The sequence below is a fragment of the Variovorax sp. P2_H12 genome, from assembly GCF_056403395.1.
The window spans coordinates 31,720-46,619 of record NZ_JBFUFO010000049.1 but is presented as its reverse complement, the minus strand read 5'-3'; the positions used below and the strand labels follow the sequence as shown (position 1 = coordinate 46,619).

The following is a 14,900-nucleotide window of genomic DNA, read 5'->3' as shown; positions in this document are numbered from 1 at the left end:
CCACCCCCACCACCAGCGCCAGCGCCAGCGCCAGCTCCACCACCAGCGCCACCACCACCAGCGCCGCCACCCCCACCAGCGCCGCCGCCGCCGCCGCCACCCCCACCAGCGCCGCTTCCGCCGGCATCAACAGCCACAGCGAACGCGGTCGTGGCCGGCGAAGTTTTCGAAAGGGCCGCAACGCCTGACCCTGACGATGAGCCGGCCGCCGGGCCCTGGGCCGACTGTGTTCCCTGGCTCGCCGGCGTGGCCAGGCAAAGGGCCTCGCCATAGGGGTTGTACCGGTCGCAGCCCCGCGGGCCGTTCGACGGAGGCGCCTTGTCGGTCTGGACTGGCACGCTGGGCTTGGGCACAGGCCCGGTGGCGTCCACACTGGCCATGCGCATGTTCGGATCCGGTGCCGATACGCGCACTGCAAGCGAGGGGGGCGGTACAGCGATGGGTCGCACCGGCGCGCGTGGGTGCGCCTTGGCCAGGTTCACGTCCCTGGTGCCCTCGAGTGCCTTGCCCTTGGCGGGGGCGGGTGCGGGTGCGGGGTCTGGAGTCGCCAAGGGGCGACTTGCCGCCGGTGCGCGCTCGGACGAGCTTGCCACCAGGCTGGACGGAGGAGGCGGCGCCGGTTCATTCGGCGGCGTCTGCGGCGCGACTTCGTTCTGCGGCGACGCCGGCATCGGCTCCGGGGTCGACGCCGGCGTGACCGGTTCCGCCGTCGAAGCCGGCATGACCGGCTCCGGAGCGATCGCGAGTTGAAGTGGAGGGACAGGCGGGACAGGCGCCTCCATCCGCTGCGACGTGGGTGGCAGCGCTGGCGGCGGGCTGTGGCTCGCGAGGCGGCTCGAGTGCCAGAGCACGAAGATGCCGCCCATCGCCAGCAGCACGGCCAGCAGCAGAAAGACGGAGACGTCGAGGCGCGGGGGTGCGCCGATCGAGCCGGTGCGCGCAAGGAGGCGGGCCTTTGGCGGCGGTCGCTCGGCAGCTCTTGCGAACGCTGCCCGGACGGGCGCTGCCTTCGGCTGCGCAACGGGATCGCGCAGCGTGCTGTCGAAAGTCACTTCAGGCGAATCGTGGCCCGAGAACCTGCCACTGCAACCCCGGCAGTATTTGGCCGCATCCCGGTTGGGCGTGTGGCAGGAACTGCAGAACTTCGTCATGCCGTTCTTCGCCTTTCGCGTGATAGTGCATGCTAGCTCATCGAGGCCAGCGCTGTCACGGCGGCCGGCGTGCTGATCCCATCGGCCAAACGGCCAGGGTCCGCCGGATATCGGGCACCGTCAATGATGCAGGCTTGGATCCTGCAGGGCCCTTCGGTGCCCACGAGGCGGCCGTTTGTCCTGCAGCAAGCCAAACAGGTTCTTCGGATCGGTGGCCTGCGGAACCAGTTCGATGATCTCGCCGAGACCCAGCTCGGCCGCGGTCTCGGCCATGAACGAGAGTGCGGCAAAATCCTCGAGCGCGAAGCCCACCGAGTCGAACACGGTGACCTGAGAGGCATCGACGCGACCCGGCCGGTGGCCTGCGAGCACCTGCCAGAACTCGGTGACCGGAAAGTCCGCGGGCATCTGCTGGATCTCGCCCTCGATGCGCGACTGCGGTTCGAACTCGACGAATACCGACGCTGCCTCGAGCACGCCCCGGTGCAGCTCGGTCTTGCCCGGGCAATCGCCGCCGATGGCATTGATGTGCATGCCGGGCTCGATCATCGGGGGCGTGAGGATGGTGGCGCGGGTCTTGTCGGCCGTCGCAGTCGTGACGATGTCGGCGCCGCGCACCGCTTCGGCGCTGCTGCCGCAGAGGCGGACCGCCAGACCCCGGCCGCGCAGGTTCGCGGCCAGCTTGGCGCTGGCGGCGGCATCGGTGTCGAAGAGCTGCACTTCGCGGATGCCCACAAGATCGCGGAACGCCAGCGCCTGGAATTCGCTCTGCGCGCCGTTGCCGATCAGCGCCATGCGCAGGCTGCCCGGGCGTGCCAGGCGGCGCGCGGCCAGCGCCGACATGGCGGCCGTGCGAATGGCCGTCGTCAGCGTCAGTTCGGACAGCAGGCGGGGGGCTCCGGTGTCCACGTCGGCCAGAACGCCGAAGGCCATCACCGTGGGCAGGCCATGGCGATGGTTGCCCGGATGGCCGTTGACGTACTTGAAGGCGAAGCGGGCGGCATCGGCGATCGGCATCAGCTCGATCACGCCGAGGTCGGAATGGCAGGCGACGCGGGCGACCTTGTCGAACGCGTTCCAGCGCAGGAACTCGCGCTCGATGCGCTCGGCCACGCCGGCAATGCAGGCGCACAGCCCCTTGCGCTGCACCAGCCGGATCATCTCCGGGGCACTCAGGTACACGGTGGTCGGGTGGGTTTGCATGGCATGCCTCCGGTCTCGATGCGGACCAGTGTCCCGGCGATGCCCGTCAGACGGAAGCGCCAAGGATGTCGCGTTTCGGCGGGTTCCCTGGCGATTCGGCAGACGCCGCTGGCGCTTCGGCAGATCGGCCACTTTTCTGCAGCCAGCGGCTCACAATGAGACTTCCTTGCCGCCAAAAGGAGCCAAGCCCATGACGACCCCTAAAGTCCCTTCCGAGGACGATCCCGCGCAACTTCCGGTCGAGCCGGAATTTCCTACCGACACCGATCCAACCAACCCCCATTCGGACGAAGGCAAGCCCGGCGCGGACGAGAACGCGGCGGGATTCGTGAAGGAGAAGCTCTGAGAGCCTGTCCCCTCGCCAAGGCATGGCCCTCGGTCAGCGCGGAAATGCCGATCCTGAACACAATGGCGGGCTGATTTCGCCGCCGCGCCGGCAGCGTTGCAAGGAGTGATGGTGACCTGGTCCAGCTGGTTCGTCTTTTGCGGGGTTTCGCTTTTCATGGCCTTCACGCCGGGCCCGGCCGTGCTGCTGGCGGTGTCCAATTCAGTGTCGGTGGGGCCGCGTCGGGCCATGTGGGGTTCACTCGGCAATGCAGCGGGCGTGTTCCTGGTGTCGGCCATCGCGATGGCCGGCCTCGGCGTGCTGCTGAGCAGTTCGGCCACGGCCTTCATGGCCCTCAAGCTGGCCGGGGCCGCCTACCTCGTCTATCTCGGTGTCAGGCAGTGGCGCAGCGGCGCCAATGCCTTCGCCGACACGCGTCGATCCGCGGGGGACTCCGCAGCGCATGCGCCGCTCAGGCTGTTCGGCCATGGCCTGACGGTGGCCTTGACCAACCCGAAGAGCATCCTCTTCTTCTCGGCGCTCTTCCCGCAGTTCCTGGCGCCAGGCGCGCCGGTGGTCGAGCAGTTCTTCGTCCTGACGGCCACGTTCGCGGCCTTCACCGTGCTGTCGCATGCGTTCTACGTGCTGGTGGCGCGGACCATGAAGCACAGTTTCTGCGACGCCCGCCGCGTGCGGCTGTTCCATCGCATCTCGGGCACCGCCTTCGTGCTGCTCGGGCTCGGCATGCTGCGCTTGCGCAACAGGCTGGCCTGAGGTCTTGCAGTTCCCCGGTGCCTCACGCCATGGCGGGGCGCAATCGCGGCGTCGTGCTCAACGGGTGGTCGACAGCACCGTGGCGCGGCACCTCGGCTGCTCCCGCGGCGCCAGCAGGGCGCAGTTGTCCAGCGCGCGTTGCTGCATGTCGCTCAGCTTTGGCCGCGGGGGTGGGCCTTGCCGGTAACCCGGTCCGTAGGCAGGGCCGTCGTAGTAGGACGGTGCCGGACGGTAATAGGCGGGCGGCTGCGGCTGGTAGTACACCGGAGGCGCAGGCTGGTAGTACACCGGCGGCGCAGGCTGATAGTAGACCGGCGGTGGGGGCGCGTAGACCGGAGCCGGCTCGTAGTAGACCGGGCCGCCGACACCGACGGACACATTGACCTCGGCATGCGCCGCAGCGGCGATGGAAAGGGCAGCGGCAGCCAGGGCCGCCGAAAACGCCCATTTGACAAATGCAGGGCCAGTGAAGCTCACGGAACTCTCCGAAGGATGGGCGAAAGGGCCTTAGTGTGCCCGAACGCCCCACCCCCAGGTTTGGTGGACACGAATCACATTCTGTGACATCGGCGGACGATGCTTCAGCTTGCCGGCTTCGACCGATCCGCCTCGGTGACGGCGTAGACCTCGACCGCTGTCGCCTTGCCCCGCATCGACGCCGCGCCGAGGGACTCGACCGGAATGCGTCCACCGAGCGCCATGCAGGTCGCCGGATCGAGCAGGATCGTCCGTTTGGCGAGCTTGGTGTGTTCTTCCAGGCGCGCGGCGAGGTTCACGGTGTCGCCGATGCAGGTGTAGGTCGCGCGTTGCTGCGTGCCGGTGTAGCCGGCCACCATGTCGCCGGTGGCGATGCCCACGCCGATACGGATCTCGGGCTTGCCCGCCGCGGTGCGCTCGACGTTCAGCAGGTCGATCATCTCGACCATGTCGAGTGCCGCGCGCACCGCGGCCGCGCCGTGGTCGGGCAGCGGAAGCGGGGCGCCGAAGATGGCCATCAGGCCGTCGCCGACCATCTGGTTCACCACGCCGCCGTGGCCGTTGATGGCGTCGAACATCAGCGTGTAGTAGGTGTTCAGCAGTTCGATCGTCTCTTCGGGCGGCTGCGATTCGACCAGCGCGGTGAAGCCCCGGATGTCGGAGAACATCACGGTGCCATGCACATGCCGCCCGCCGAGCGCGAAGCCGGATTGCTCCAGGTCCTGCACGACCTCGGAGGTGGCGAAGCGGCGCACCAGCTCCTTTTGCTGGTCGCGCAGGCGTTTCTTCTCGAGGCTGGCGCCGATGCGGGCCTTCAGCAGCACCGCATTGACCGGCTTGTGCAGATAGTCCTCGGCGCCGAGCTCGATGCAGCGCACGATGTCGGCCACGCCCTCGAGCGACGAGGTGACGATCACGGGCAGGTCGCGCAGTTGCGGATCGCCGATCAGTTGCTCCAGCACCTGGAAGCCGTCCATCTCGGGCATTTCCATGTCGAGCAGCAGCAGGTCGTAGGCTTCGCGCCGCAGCAGTTCGAGGGCGACGCGTCCGTTCTCGGCGCAGTGGACGCTGTGGCCCTGCAGTTCGAGACTGCGGGCCATGAGCAGGCGGTTGACCTTGTTGTCGTCCGCCACCAGCAGCCGGGCCGGTGCATGGCGAAAGTCAGTCATGGTTCAGTTCCTCCAGGGCCGCGGCCACTCGCGCGTACTCCGCCGCCAGCGCGTCGAGTGCATCCGATCGCCGTGCCGCCTCGAGGCCCCCAAGCTCCTGCTCGCGCGCCATGGCGCCCAGCGCGAGCGCGCCGAAGGTGAGGCTGTTCGATTTGAGCGAATGCGCCGCGCGGCGAAAGGCGTCGGCGTTGCCGGTGGCGAAGGCGTCGCGCAGTTCCTTCAGCATCGCCGGCGCTTCTTCGAGGAAGGTCTGCACCAGCTCCTTCACGAAATCGGCTCCCGCGGTGTCCTGCAGTTCGGCGAAGGTCGCGCGGTCGATGGAGGCATCGCTCATGGGCCCCCCGCGCTGGTCGGTGGTGTTCATGTCGTTCGGTCCTTTCGTGCCGGCACGCTGGTCAGCGCTTCGACCAGCCGGTCGATGCGAATCGGTTTGGTCAGGTAGTCGTCCATGCCCGCGGCCATGCACATTTCGCGGTCGCCCTGCATGGCGTTGGCCGTCATCGCCACGATGCGCGGACGCTGCGCCGCCTGCAGCAGCGTGCAGATCTGTCGCGTCGCGTCCAGTCCGTCGAGTTCGGGCATCTGCACATCCATCAGCACCACATCGTAGGCCTGGCGCTGCACCGATTCCACCGCCTCGATGCCGTTGGCGGCGAGGTCGGCCCGGTAGCCCATCTGCTGCAGCAGGCGCATCGCGAGCTTCTGGTTCACCGCGTTGTCTTCGGCCAGCAGGATGCGCAGCGGATGGCGTGCGGCCATCGACGGGTCGATCTGCGGCTTGCCCGGGCCGCCGGCCGCGGGTTTGGCGGCCGCGTCGGGCGCCAGCAGGCTCACCAGCGTGTCGAACAGGTGCGACTGGCGGATCGGCTTGGCCAGGTAGGCGTCGAGCAGCGATTCGGCGTCGCCAGCCTCGCGCCGGCCCACCGAGCTGAACAACACCAGCGGCAGGCCCGCGTGGTTCGCGCGGATGCGGCGCGCCAGGTCGATGCCGTCCATCTCGGGCATGTGCATGTCGAGGATCGCGAGATCGAAGCGCTCGCCTTCTCCGAGCCAGCGCAAGGCCTCGGCCGGCGATTCGGTGGCGCGCGGGTCCATTCCCCATCGGCCGGTCTGCAGCGAGAGCACGCGCCGGTTCGTGGCGTTGTCGTCGACGATCAGCAGGCGCTTTCCCCGTAGTTCGGCCTGCACGCCGATGAAGTCGCGACGCCGGCTCGGCGGCAGTTGCGCGGTCGGCACCTCGATGGTGAAGAAGAAGGTCGAGCCGCTGCCCACGCCGTTGCTTTCGGCCCACATGGTCCCGCCCATCAACTCGGCCAGCCGCTTGCTGATCGCCAGGCCCAGGCCGGTGCCGCCGTACTTGCGGGTGGTGCTCGAGTCGGCCTGCGAAAACGACTGGAACAGCCGGCCCATGCCCTCCGGCGACAGGCCGAGGCCGGTGTCGCGCACGGCGAAGGTCAGCGTCACCTTGCCGGCGGACGTGGCCTCGGCGCTGACGGTCAGCACCACCTCGCCGGTCTCGGTGAACTTCACCGCGTTGCTCAGCAGGTTCAGCAGCACCTGCCGCAGCCGCGTGAGGTCGCCGCTCACGGCGGCCGGCACGTCGCCCTCGAACACGTAGGCCGTGTCGAGGTCTTTCTCGGTCGCGCGCGTGCTGACGAGGTCGAGCGCCGTCTCCACGCAGTCGCGCAGATCGAACGGATGCGACTCGATGTCCATGCGCCCGGCCTCGATCTTCGAGTAGTCGAGGATGTCGTTGATGATGGTCAGCAGCGCATCGCCCGAATCGCGGATGGTCGCGACGTAGTCCTGCTGCTCGGCGTCGAGCGTGGTGTCGAGCAGCAGGCCGCTCATGCCGATCACCGCGTTCATCGGTGTGCGGATCTCGTGGCTCATCGTCGCCAGGAACGCGCTCTTGGCGGCGTTGGCGGCCTCGGCCGCGGCGCGCGCCTCCTGCGCCTGCTTGAACAGCGCGGCGTTCTGGATGGCGACCACGGCCTGGTCGGCGAAGGTCTTCAGCAGCTTGATTTCCTTCTCGGCGAACGGCCCCGGCGGCTGGCGGGTCACGTGGATCGAGCCGATGTTTCGGCCCTCCCACATCAGCGGGGCGATCATGATCGCGTAGGTACCGACCTTCTCCGCCACCTGGCGCATGAACTGGGGCAGCTGCGGTTCGGCCAGCGCATCCGGAATGTGGACGATGTCGGGGCCCCCCATGGCCTGCCCGATGGGCGTGTGGTCGATGGGCCGCGGATAGTACTTCTCGAGTGCCTCGCGGGCCGAGCCGCGGTGCGCGCCCAGGTGCACCTGCCCGTCGTACCCGATCAGCGAGATGCCCATCTGGGAACCGGAGAACAGGCGTTGGCAGCTCTCCAGGATCTTGTCGAACACGGGCTGCGCGTTCTCCATGGAGCCGCTGATGACCTGGAGCACTTCGGCGGTCGCGGTCTGGCGTTCCAGCGCCTCCTGGGTCTCGTTGAACAGCCGCACGTTCTCGATGGCGATCACCGCCTGGTCGGCGAAGGTCTGGACGAGCCCGATCTCGGCCGGCGCAAAAGGCCGCACCTGGTTGCGCAGCAGGGAGATCACGCCCACCGACCGGCCGTCGTGCAGCATCGGCACGGCCAGCACCGTGCGGAAGCCGTTGCGCGCCTGCAGCTCACGCACGTCCGGATACTCGGTGGCGAGCAGCGGCACGACGTCTTCGACATGCACGCAACGGCGCTCCAGGAACGCGCGCCCGGCGATCGAGCTGGCGCGCAGCGGCAGCTCCAGGCCCGCCGAGTCGCCTCCGTACGCCGGCCCATAGCTCGTCATCGCGTGCAGTCGGTCGCCGACCGCCAGCCAGACCCGGCTGCCTTCGGCCCGGCACAACAGGCCGGCGCGCTCGGCCACCGTGTCCAGCACCGGTTGCACGTCGGTCGGCGAGCCGCTGATGACCTTCAGCACCTCGGCCGCCGCGGTCTGGTGCGCCAGGGCCTCCTGGGTCTCGTCGAACAGGCGCGCGTTCTCGAGCGCGACGCCCATGCTCGCGGCCACCGTTTCGAGGAGCTGGATCTCGCTGCTGCCGAAGGCGTATTCGCGCTCGTGGTTCTGCAGCCCGATGATCCCCAGGGCGCGGTCGCTGCCGACGATCGGGACGGCGACCATCGACAGCGCCCAATCGGTGCCCGGGGCCGGCTTGAGGCCGGCCCGGGTCTGCTCCTCGCGCGTGTTCGCCACGCCGACCTGGCGCGTGTGGAGCAGCCGTTGCGCCGGTTCGTCCGGCTTCAAGGGCCGCGCCGGCGGCAGGGGCAGCGGCAGGTTGTGTTCGTAGCGGTACAGCGCCTGGATGAGGTTGGTCTTGTCGTCCCACCACAGGATGCTGACGTCGCCGCAATCGAACACTTCGCGCAGCTTGTCGCCGACCAGGGTGATGATGGCCTGGAATTCCAGCCCGGCCGCCATGCCTTGCTGGATGCTGTTGATGAAGCTGAGTTCGCCGGCGCGTTGCGCGAGCTGGGCCGTGCGCTCGGCCACCTGGCGCTCCAGGCGCTCGCGGGAGCGGATGTGGGCCAGGGCCGCGGCGGCCTGGCTCGCCAGCCGGCTCAGCAACTCGCGGTCCGATCCATGGAAGCGCCCGGCCGGGCCTTCGATGTCCGCGTAGAGGTGGCCGAGCAGCTCGCGCTGCGCGACCAGTGGCGCGATCAGGCACGAGCGCTGGAGCAGGGGGGCGGCGCCTTCGGGCCCATGACGCAGGCTCGAGGCGTTCGTGCGGCGGGTTTCGTCGAGCCAGGGTTCGATCGCGGCCAGCACAGTGGCGGCATCTTCACCCCGCGGCAGCATCGACGCGGCGATGCGCGGACCGCCATCGGCCTCGAGCACCAGCAGCACCCGCTGCGCACCGCTCAGTTCCGCCGCCTCGTCGACCAGGACGCGGTGCAGCTCGCCCTCGCTGCACGACGCATTCAGGCGCAGCCCGCTGTCGACCACGCGCTCGAAGGGTTCGCGCAGGTCGGTGCCGGCGCGCAGCGCCTGCATCGACAGTGGCCGGGACCGGGACTCCGCCATGGGGCAAGTGCCTCCTGCGATCAGGGGTGGATGCGCGAGTCGCGCACCCTGCGTGGAGTCTAGCGGCGAAGCGGCTGGTGGTCGCGGGGGCCGAGCCGCTCCCACAGGAATCGGTAGGCCAGGGCCTGCATCGTGGCGGCTTGTTCGTTGTTCGCGGCGCCGCCGTGGCCGCCCTCGATGTTTTCGTAGTAGGTCACGTCCTTGCCCGCCTCGATCATCGCCGCCGCCATCTTCCGGGCATGCGCCGGGTGCACCCGGTCGTCCCGGGTCGAGGTGGTGAACAGCACCGGCGGACAGTCGCGGCTGGCGTCGAACAGGTGGTATGGAGAAAACGTCCGGATGAAGGCCCACTGCGCAGGGTCGTCGGGATCGCCGTACTCGGCCATCCAGGAGGCGCCGGCCAGCAGGCGGGCGTAGCGCCGCATGTCCAGCAGCGGCACCTCGATGACCACCGCGCCGAAGCGCTCCGGGTAGCGGGTCAGCATCATGCCGGCGAGCAGCCCGCCGTTGGAGCCGCCCTGCGCTCCGAGGTGGCCGGGCGAGGTGATCCGGCGGGCCACCAGGTCGTCCGCCACCGCGGCGAAATCCTCGTAGGCGCGGTGGCGGTTCTCGCGCAGCGCAGCCTGGTGCCAGCGCGGCCCGTATTCGCCGCCGCCGCGGATGTTCGCCACCACGTACACGCCGCCCTGTGCAAGCCAGGCTTGGCCGAGCGCACCGGAGTAGCCCGGGGTCAGGGAGATCTCGAAGCCGCCGTAGCCGTACAGCAGCGTCGGCGCCGTGCCGTCGCGCACCAGGTCGGCCGGGCCGACCAGGAAATACGGGATGCGGGTGCCGTCGTCCGAGGCGGCGAAGTGCTGCTCGACCACCAGCCCACTGGCATCGAAGAAGGCCGGCATGCACTTGAGCAGCTCGGGCGCCTGGCCCACGGTCGCCAGCGAGAGGGTCGAGGGCGTGAGGTAGTCGGTGGCGGTGAGCCAGACGTCGTCGGATTCGTCCGCATCGACCGCTCGCGCGTGCACGCTGCCGATGGGCGGGGCGCCGACGAATTCGCTGTGCTCCCAGGGCCCGGTGCCGGCGGCCGGCGGCGTCAGGACGTGCAGGCGGCTCTTCACGTGGTCGAGCACGTTGATGACCAGCTGGCTGCGGGTCCAGGTCGTTGCCGCCAGCGAGCGTGTCGGGCCCGGTTCGAACAGGACGGCGAAGTCGCGCTCGCCCTGCATGAAGCGGTCGAATTGCGTCGCCAGCAGGGATCCGGCGGCGTAGGTGCGGCCGTCCACGGTCCACGGTTCTCGCAGCTCGATCAGCAGCCACTCCCGTCTGACGCTGAGTTCGGCCGACAAGGGGGCATCGACCTTCTGCAACTGGCCGCCCTTCGTCACCAGCAGGAGCTCCGAACTGTAGAACGCGAGCGACCGGGCCACGAAGTCCCGCTCGAAGCCCGGGGTGTGCATCCGGAAGGCCGAGATGTACATGTCGTCGGCCAGGCCCTCGTACACCGTGCGGGCGGATTCCAGGGGCGTGCCCCGGGTCCAGCGCCGGGCGACCCGCGGATAGCCCGACGTGGTGGACGCGCCGTCCCCGAGGGTGGCGAACGCATACACGGTGTCGTCGTCGATCCACCCCAGGCCGCCCTTGGACTCCGGGCGGAAGAAGCCGCCGTGTTCGGGCGCCACGAAGGCCTTGGCCACCAGGTCGAACTCCCGCGTCACGTCGGCATCGGATCCGCCGCGCGAGAGGCTGACAAGGGCCTTGCGGAAGGCCGGCCGCAGCACGGCCGCCCCGTGCCAGACCCAGTGGACGTTCTCCGCCGCGGCGAGCGCGTCGAGGTCGAGCACCGTCTCCCAGGCCGGATTCGCGCTCCGGTACTCGGCCAGCGTGGTGCGCCGCCACAGGCCCAGCGGGTGGGCGGCGTCCTTCCAGAAGTTGTAATAGAGGTCGCCCAGCCTGGAGACCTCGGCAATCTTCGCCTCGGAGTCGAGCACCGCCCGCACCGCGGCCCGCGTGCTGGCGAATTCGTCGGTGGCCGCCAGGGTGCGCAGGGTCCGGGCATTGCGCTGGCGGACCCAGGCCAGGGCGTCGGCACCTTCGACCTCCTCGAGCCACAGACGAGGATCGGCGGGCTCCGTGGGCGCGGGTTCGGGTTCGGTTCCGGAAGGGAGAGGGGAGGTCATGGGGTCGATTGGATCCGAACTTCGCGAAACGTGGCGCGCCGCACCGACCCCGGCGAGACGCCGGTGAAGCGCTTGAAGGCGCGGCTGAACGCGGCCTCGGATTCGTAGCCGACGCGGCTTGCGAGTTCGGCGAGCGGCGTCTCTTCATCCTTGAGCCAGGCTTCGGCCGCATGCATCTTCCAGCGCGCCACGTACTGCATGGCGGGCTCGCCGACCCGGTGCGTGAAGCGCGCCGCAAAGGCCGAGCGCGACATGCCGACCTGGCGTGCCAGCGATTCGACGGTCCAGTGGCGCGCCGGGTCGCGATGGATGAGCGCGATGGCGCGACCGATCTGCCGGTCGCGCAGCGCGCCGAGCCAGCCGGTCTGCGCGGCGGGGTCGCTCGCCAGCCAGGAGCGGATCGCCTGGATCACGAGGATGTCGGCCAGCCGCGTGATGATCGTCTCGCCGCCGGCGCGCAGCTCCTGGGCCTCGGCCACGATCAGGCGCAGCGTGCTCTGAAGCCAGTCCTTCTCTGGGGAATCCCAGGCATCGACGCGGATCACGCGCGGCAGGGCCTCCAGCAGCCGATGCGCGGCGGCGTGGTCGAAGCGCACCGCGGCGCAGATCATCGAGGTGGCCGTGCCACCGCCGCCATGCCGCAGGACTTCATAGCGGTCCTTGACGAGTTCGCGCGGCAGATCGAACAGCTGGCTGGGCAGGGCGCCCGCACCGCAGCTCAGCTTGTGGCCTTCGCCGTGCGGCACCAGCGCGAGATCGCCGGTCCGCAGAGCACAGGCTTCGGCGCCGTCGATCTCCAGCCGGCACTCGCCCGAGGTCACGACATGGAGCATCAGGCAGCTGTCCATCGCCGGCAGCTCGAGCGTCCACGGCGCCGTGAATTCCGAGCGGCAATAGAAGGTGCCGCTCATGCGCAGGAAGTGCAGCGCTTCGCCCAGCGGATCGGCGGGTGTTGTCATGGCGTCGAGCATGGCCGCAGTATCCGCGCGCCAGCGGCGGCGCGTCCATCGTTCTGGACGATCGGGCATGAACGAGCGACGGCCTGCAACCGCTGGGTCCGCATCCCCGGCCAACATCGGAGCTTCTTCCACCCACCCTCAGGAGACGATCATGAAAGAAGCCTTGAAACTGGTCCTCGGCGGCACGGGCAAGACGGGCCGCCGCGTGGCGCAAGGGCTGCAGGCCCGGGGCCTCGGTGTGCGCATCGGTTCGCGCGCCGCCGTGCCCGCTTTCGACTGGGACGACGCCCGGACTTGGCCCGCGGCACTGGCAGGCGTGGATGCCGTCTACATCGCGTACCACCCCGACCTTGCGGCGCCGGGCGCGCCGGCCGCGATCCAGGCTTTCACGGACCTGGCGGTGCGAAGCGGCGTGACGCGGCTCGTCCTGCTGTCCGGCAGGGGCGAACCCGAGGCCCAGCGCTGCGAAGACATCGTGCGCCGTTCGGGCGTCGACTGGACCCTGATCCGGGCCAGCTGGTTCTGCCAGAACTTCAGCGAGGGCTATCTGCTCGACCCGATCCGCTCGGGCGCGGTCGCGCTGCCCGTGGGTGCGGTCGGCGAGCCCTTCGTGGACGCCGCCGACATCGCCGGGATCGCGGTCGCGGCGCTGGCCGAAGACGGCCATGCGGGCCAGCTCTATGAAGTGACGGGTCCCCGGCTGTGGACCTTCGCCGACGCCATCGCCGAGATCGGCCGCGCCACCGGGCGCCGGATCGACTTCGTCGAAGTGCCGATGGAAGACTACATCGCTGCGCTGCAGCAGGAGCCATTGCCGCCGGGTTTCGCCGATCTCATCCGCTATCTCTTCGCCGAGGTGCTGGATGGGCGCAATGCGTCGGTCGCCGACGGCGTGCAGCGCGCGTTGAGGCGGCCGGCGAGGGGTTTTTCGGAGTATGTGCGCGAGACGGCGGCCCGCGGGATCTGGTCGGATCTCGGATCCGGCCTACCAACGCCAGCGTTCGAGCATCAGGTCGTCGCCGACGCTGTAGTGGTCGACCCGTCCGGTGGGGTCGACGTAGATGTAGAGCAGCCGCCGGTTGTTGATGTGAAGGTAGCGCCAGGACCACACGGTGCCGTCGAAAGAGGTCACGCGCGTGCGTTCGAACGGTGACCCGTAGGTGAAGAGGACGTCCTCCACGCGCCACTCGCCGGGCCGGATCGTGCTGCCGAACAGGCCTTCGTCGAGCTCCTGCCTGACCGATCGCACGCGACCCGAAGTGTCGAGGTCGACATTGCTGACCTGGAAGCCGGCGGGGCCGCGTGAATATTGCAGCCGTTCTCCGGTTGGGGTGCGATAGACGGCCGTGGGCGGCCCCAGCTGCTCGAGCACCTGGTCGCGGCCGGCGCCGGGCTGCACGCGCGAGGGGTCGCTCGCACAGCCCGCGAGCAAGGCGGCAAGCAGCGCCATGGCGCATGCGGCCGTGCGCGGGAAGCCGGAAGAGTGCGACATGAGGGCCATGGTATTCGCGCCCGAAGACCCTCCGGCTGTCGAAGCATTGCCGACCGGGTGTCGGCGAGTTCGCGCGCCTGCACACCCGGGCGGCTGGCGCTCAGTCTGCCTCGATTCGCGCCGCCTTGATGACCTCCGCCCAGCGCACCGTCTCCGCCTTCACCAGCGCGTCCATCTGCTGCGGGTTCAGGTAGTCGGCGGTCGCACCCTGCTCCTGCGCCTTCTGCTTGAAGGCGGGAGTGGACACGGTCTTCGCGATCTCCGCGGTCAGCTTGTCGATGATCGGCTTGGGCGTCCTGGCGGGCGCGAACACGCCGAACCACGAGGTGGCGTCGAGCTGGGGCAGGCCGGCCTCGGCGGTCGTCGGCACTTCCGGCAGGCTCGCGAGGCGGGTCTTTCCGGTGGTGGCCAGCACCCGCAGCTTGCCCGACTGGATGTGCGGCACGAAGGGCGGTGCCGTGCCGAAGGTGATGTCGACCTGGCCGCCCAGCAGGTCCTGCAGCGCCGGGCCGGTGCCCTTGTACGGGATGTGGGTCAGCTTGATGCCGGCCTGCTGCTCGAGCATCGCTCCGGTCGCGTGTTGCAGCGAGCCGTTGCCTGACGAGGCGTAGTTGAGCTTGCCGGGGTGCGCCTTCGCGAAGGCCACGAGCTCGGCCACGGTCTTGAAGGGCAGGTCGGCGCGCACGACGACGATCTGCGGCGCCGACAGCACGTTGGCCACCGGCGTGAGGTCCTTCGCCTCCCATTGCGGCGCCTGCTTGCTGACCAGCGGGGTGATGACGTGATAGCCCGAGTACTGCATCAGGAGCGTGTAGCCGTCGGGCTCGGCGCGCTTCACCGCCACCGCCGCGATGGCGCCGTTGGCGCCGCCCTTGTTGTCGACCACCACCGTCTGGCCCAGCGCGCTGCCCAGCGGCACGCCGAGCATGCGCGCCGCGATATCGGTGGTGCCGCCCGCGGCCGTGGGCACGAGCAGCATCACGGGCCGGCTGGGATAGCCGGCCGGCGCCTGCGCGTGCAGCGCCGGGGCCAGCCCGAAGGCCGCGATGCCGATCGTCGCGAGGCCGAGCGCGCGGCGAGAGATGTGGTGCGAGGTTGTCATGGAAGTCTCCTTTTTGTGATCTTTGAAAAA

At 69.5% G+C, this 14,900-nt stretch carries 11 protein-coding genes and 1 pseudogene; 3 read left to right on the top strand and 9 right to left on the bottom strand.

From position 1 onward, the window contains the following. Window positions 1–1,271 precede the first annotated feature (1,271 nt). The gene (locus AC1DYK_RS30085) at window positions 1,272–2,354 is read right to left on the bottom strand and encodes an ornithine cyclodeaminase (protein ID WP_478169644.1); all 1,083 of its coding nucleotides are present in this window, start codon (window positions 2,352–2,354) and stop codon (window positions 1,272–1,274) included. A gap of 190 nt (window positions 2,355–2,544) precedes the next feature. On the opposite strand from AC1DYK_RS30085, the gene AC1DYK_RS30080 reads away from it, so the two are divergent. Both AC1DYK_RS30080 and AC1DYK_RS30075 read left to right on the top strand, forming a co-directional pair. Beyond that, window positions 2,545–2,700 carry a hypothetical protein gene (locus tag AC1DYK_RS30080; RefSeq protein ID WP_442284593.1) on the top strand — a complete coding sequence of 52 codons (156 nt, stop codon included), beginning with the start codon at window positions 2,545–2,547 and terminating at the stop codon, window positions 2,698–2,700. 108 nt (window positions 2,701–2,808) lie between these two features. Beyond that, window positions 2,809–3,453 carry a LysE family translocator gene (locus AC1DYK_RS30075; RefSeq protein ID WP_478169643.1) on the top strand — a complete coding sequence of 215 codons (645 nt, stop codon included), beginning with the start codon at window positions 2,809–2,811 and terminating at the stop codon, window positions 3,451–3,453. 57 nt (window positions 3,454–3,510) lie between these two features. Here the strand turns inward: AC1DYK_RS30075 and AC1DYK_RS30070 are convergent, their stop codons facing one another. The 6 genes from AC1DYK_RS30070 to AC1DYK_RS30045 all read right to left on the bottom strand — a co-directional run bounded on the left by AC1DYK_RS30070 (window position 3,511) and on the right by AC1DYK_RS30045 (window position 12,276). Next, a complete protein-coding gene (locus tag AC1DYK_RS30070) occupies window positions 3,511–3,930 on the bottom strand; it encodes a hypothetical protein (RefSeq protein ID WP_478169642.1) in 420 nt (139 codons plus the stop codon). 104 nt (window positions 3,931–4,034) lie between these two features. Then, entirely contained in the window at window positions 4,035–5,099 is a 1,065-nt protein-coding gene (locus tag AC1DYK_RS30065; protein ID WP_478169641.1) for an adenylate/guanylate cyclase domain-containing protein, read from the bottom strand. Continuing rightward, complete coding sequence (locus tag AC1DYK_RS30060; protein ID WP_478169640.1) at window positions 5,092–5,463, bottom strand: Hpt domain-containing protein; 372 nt, start codon at window positions 5,461–5,463, stop codon at window positions 5,092–5,094. The genes AC1DYK_RS30065 and AC1DYK_RS30060 overlap by 8 nt, the downstream gene beginning before the upstream one ends. Then, entirely contained in the window at window positions 5,460–9,146 is a 3,687-nt protein-coding gene (locus tag AC1DYK_RS30055; RefSeq protein ID WP_478169639.1) for a GAF domain-containing protein, read from the bottom strand. Before AC1DYK_RS30055 ends, AC1DYK_RS30060 begins: the two co-directional genes overlap by 4 nt. Before the next feature lie 59 nt (window positions 9,147–9,205). Then, the gene (locus AC1DYK_RS30050) at window positions 9,206–11,317 is read right to left on the bottom strand and encodes a prolyl oligopeptidase family serine peptidase (protein ID WP_478169638.1); all 2,112 of its coding nucleotides are present in this window, start codon (window positions 11,315–11,317) and stop codon (window positions 9,206–9,208) included. After that, the gene (locus AC1DYK_RS30045) at window positions 11,314–12,276 is read right to left on the bottom strand and encodes an AraC family transcriptional regulator (RefSeq protein ID WP_478169637.1); all 963 of its coding nucleotides are present in this window, start codon (window positions 12,274–12,276) and stop codon (window positions 11,314–11,316) included. Before AC1DYK_RS30045 ends, AC1DYK_RS30050 begins: the two co-directional genes overlap by 4 nt. Here AC1DYK_RS30045 and AC1DYK_RS30040 point away from each other — a divergent pair. Further along, a pseudogene (locus tag AC1DYK_RS30040) lies at window positions 12,227–12,919 on the top strand (SDR family oxidoreductase); the annotation flags it as partial. The gene AC1DYK_RS30045 and the pseudogene AC1DYK_RS30040 overlap by 50 nt on opposite strands. Window positions 12,920–13,261: 342 nt before the next feature. Here AC1DYK_RS30040 and AC1DYK_RS30035 read toward each other — a convergent pair. Together AC1DYK_RS30035 and AC1DYK_RS30030 are read right to left on the bottom strand one after the other, a co-directional pair. Beyond that, window positions 13,262–13,768 carry a hypothetical protein gene (locus AC1DYK_RS30035; RefSeq protein ID WP_478169636.1) on the bottom strand — a complete coding sequence of 169 codons (507 nt, stop codon included), beginning with the start codon at window positions 13,766–13,768 and terminating at the stop codon, window positions 13,262–13,264. A 100-nt stretch (window positions 13,769–13,868) separates the two neighbouring features. After that, window positions 13,869–14,870, bottom strand: coding sequence for a Bug family tripartite tricarboxylate transporter substrate binding protein (locus tag AC1DYK_RS30030; RefSeq protein ID WP_478169635.1), 1,002 nt, complete (start codon window positions 14,868–14,870; stop codon window positions 13,869–13,871). Window positions 14,871–14,900 lie beyond the last annotated feature (30 nt).

What these genes read in the sequence shown, in the direction of transcription:
- AC1DYK_RS30080 (WP_442284593.1), top strand. Translation starts at nt 2,545, where the DNA reads ATGACGACCCCTAAAGTCCCTTCCGAGGACGATCCCGCGCAACTTCCG.
- AC1DYK_RS30075 (WP_478169643.1), top strand. Translation starts at nt 2,809, where the DNA reads ATGGTGACCTGGTCCAGCTGGTTCGTCTTTTGCGGGGTTTCGCTTTTC.
- AC1DYK_RS30045 (WP_478169637.1), bottom strand. Translation starts at nt 12,276, where the DNA reads ATGACAACACCCGCCGATCCGCTGGGCGAAGCGCTGCACTTCCTGCGC.
- AC1DYK_RS30085 (WP_478169644.1), bottom strand. Translation starts at nt 2,354, where the DNA reads ATGCAAACCCACCCGACCACCGTGTACCTGAGTGCCCCGGAGATGATC.
- AC1DYK_RS30065 (WP_478169641.1), bottom strand. Translation starts at nt 5,099, where the DNA reads ATGACTGACTTTCGCCATGCACCGGCCCGGCTGCTGGTGGCGGACGAC.
- AC1DYK_RS30035 (WP_478169636.1), bottom strand. Translation starts at nt 13,768, where the DNA reads ATGTCGCACTCTTCCGGCTTCCCGCGCACGGCCGCATGCGCCATGGCG.
- AC1DYK_RS30050 (WP_478169638.1), bottom strand. Translation starts at nt 11,317, where the DNA reads ATGACCTCCCCTCTCCCTTCCGGAACCGAACCCGAACCCGCGCCCACG.
- AC1DYK_RS30060 (WP_478169640.1), bottom strand. Translation starts at nt 5,463, where the DNA reads ATGAACACCACCGACCAGCGCGGGGGGCCCATGAGCGATGCCTCCATC.
- AC1DYK_RS30030 (WP_478169635.1), bottom strand. Translation starts at nt 14,870, where the DNA reads ATGACAACCTCGCACCACATCTCTCGCCGCGCGCTCGGCCTCGCGACG.
- AC1DYK_RS30055 (WP_478169639.1), bottom strand. Translation starts at nt 9,146, where the DNA reads ATGGCGGAGTCCCGGTCCCGGCCACTGTCGATGCAGGCGCTGCGCGCC.